Raw genomic sequence first — 2,311 nt, forward strand, 5'->3', positions numbered from 1 at the left:
GGGTACGGGGGCGGCGGCGGCACGGCGGGCCGGCCGGTCGGCACGTAGACGCCCTCCGACTCCTCGCCGAGCAGTTCGTGCGGCAGCACCAGCACGGCCTGGACGCCGCCGTAGATGTTGCTCTGCAACTGGACCACGACGTCGTGCCGCCTGGCCAACGTGGAGACCACGAAGAGGCCCACCCGGCCGTCCTCCAGCAGTTGGGCCACGTCGAGCCGCTCGGCGCCGGAGAGCACCGCGTTCATCCGGTTCTGCTCGGCCGCGGTCATGCCGAGGCCACGGTCCTCCACCTCGATGACCATCCCGGCGGTCACCCGCTGGACGCGGAGCAGAACCTGGGTCTGCGGGGCGGAGAACTCGGTGGCGTTCTCCACGAGTTCGGCGAGCAGGTGGACGACGTCGGCGACCGCGTGGCCGCGCACGGTGCCCTCGATGGGCGGCACGAGACGGATCCGCGAGTAGTGCTCGACCTCGGCCATGCAGGACCGCAGCACCTCGGACATGCAGACCGGGCGGCTCCACTGGCGCCGGGAGATGGCGCCGCCGAGCACCGCCAGGTTCTCGGCGTGCCGGCGGATCCTGGTGGCCAGGTGGTCGATCTGGAAGAGGCCCTTGAGCAGGTCGGGGTCCTCGACGTCGTTCTCCAGCTCGTCGAGGTACTCGAGTTGCCGGTGCACGAACGACTGCATGCGCCGCGCCAGGTTGACGAAGACCTCGACCCGCTCGTCGCCGCCGCCCGCCAGACCCGTGGTGGCCGCCTGGGCCACGGCCGCCTCGGCCGCGTATCCGGCGGTGGCGATCTCGTGCCTGAGCTGGTCGAGCGGGGCCTCCTCCGGCTCGGCGGGCGGCGGCCCCTCGGGCGGCTTGAGCCGCTCGCCGCGCTCCACCTTGCGCAGCAGCGCCTGGAGTTCGACCCGGACCCTGGTGGCCTGCCGGCGCAGCAGGGTGAGCCGGGCGAGCAGGGCACCGGCCTCGCACACGGCGGCCACGGCGGCGCTCGCCGCCACGGCGCAGGACAGCACGGCGGCCCCGACCAGGACGCAGGCCAGGGCGGCTCCGCCGCCCGGCACCTGTCGGGGCCCGCTGAGCAGATAGCCCACGACGCCCGTCGCGACGACGGCCACGAGCGCGGCGGGTAGCAGGGCGAGGCACAGCAGCCGGCGTCTGGTCCCCGGCTCCGTGCGGCTCGGTCCCGGGACGGCCAGCCTGCTGTGGCGGGCGGAGCGTGCCCCGTGGCGTAGCTGTTCGGGCATTGGTGTCCTTATCGGGCGGTTCATCATGCGTAAGGCCACGCTATGCGTCAAAGGCGTTGCGGAGAGGCACGGTTCGCGCAATCGCCACCCCTCGCCACCTTCCATCGAGTGACATCGGCCGGGCCGCGTTTGACCCCGGTTCGCCGACCGGACGGCATTGACCGGATATCGACCGGGATCAATGGTTTATCGGATGGCCCTGTCGTAGGGTCGGGGGACCTTCGCCCCGCACCAGGGAGGACCCGTGACCCGACAGTCCGCCGAACCCGTGCTCACCGGAGTGGTCAACTTCCGCGACGTGGGCGGGCTACCGACGGGCGACGGGCGGCGGGTGCGACACGGGGTGCTGTTCCGCAGCGGTCACCTGGCCCACGCCACGGACGCCGACCAGGCGTTCCTCGGCGCGCTGGGGCTGCACACGGTCTTCGACTTCCGCAACGCGGCGGATCAGGACCTCGACGGCCACGACGTGGCGCTGCCCGGGGTCCGGCATGTCAACATCCCGCTCAACGATCCGGCCGAAGGCGCGGCGTTCTGGACGCTGGTGCGGGACGGCAGCCTGGCCGAGCTGCGCGCCGAACTCACCGGCCGGCAGGCGCCCGGCATGATGATCGCCTCCTACCGGCGGATGGTGCTCGACCGGACCGCCGAGCACGGCCGGGTGCTGCGCACGCTGTCCGCCGGCGGCGTCCCGGCGTTGCTGCACTGCGCGGCGGGCAAGGACCGGGCGGGGCTCACGGTGGCGCTGGTGCTGCTCGCCGTCGGCGTGGAGCGTTCGGCGATCGTGGCGGACTACCTGAAGTCGAACGCCCCGCACCGCAGGTACCGGCTGCGGCGGCCGGGCGACGGTCGGCCGGCGCTGCCGGCCGAGGTGGCGGAGGTCGAGGGGTTGTTGGCGCCGTTGTTCGACGCCCGCGCCGAGTACCTGGAGGCCGCCTTCGAGCAGATCGACGCGAGCTGGGGCGGGCTCGACCGGTACCTGGGAGAGGGGCTCGGGGCGACCGACCCCGAGCGGGAGCGGCTGCGCGACCTCCTGGTGACCGCGGCCTGACCACCCC

The 2,311-nt window shown here is 73.3% G+C and carries 2 protein-coding genes; one reads left to right on the forward strand and one right to left on the reverse strand.

What is annotated here, in order from left to right; genetic code table 11:
• The coding region (locus E1283_RS35445; protein ID WP_243745332.1) for a sensor histidine kinase at positions 1-1,253 on the reverse strand (1,253 nt) is incomplete at its 3' end.
• A gap of 244 nt (positions 1,254-1,497) precedes the next feature.
• On the opposite strand from E1283_RS35445, the gene E1283_RS35450 reads away from it, so the two are divergent.
• Positions 1,498-2,304: a tyrosine-protein phosphatase gene (locus E1283_RS35450; protein ID WP_132822271.1), complete on the forward strand. Its 807-nt coding sequence runs from the start codon at positions 1,498-1,500 to the stop codon at positions 2,302-2,304.
• Positions 2,305-2,311 lie beyond the last annotated feature (7 nt).

This window comes from Streptomyces hainanensis (genome assembly GCF_004348415.1).
GTDB classification, from domain to species: domain Bacteria; phylum Actinomycetota; class Actinomycetes; order Streptomycetales; family Streptomycetaceae; genus Streptomyces; species Streptomyces hainanensis.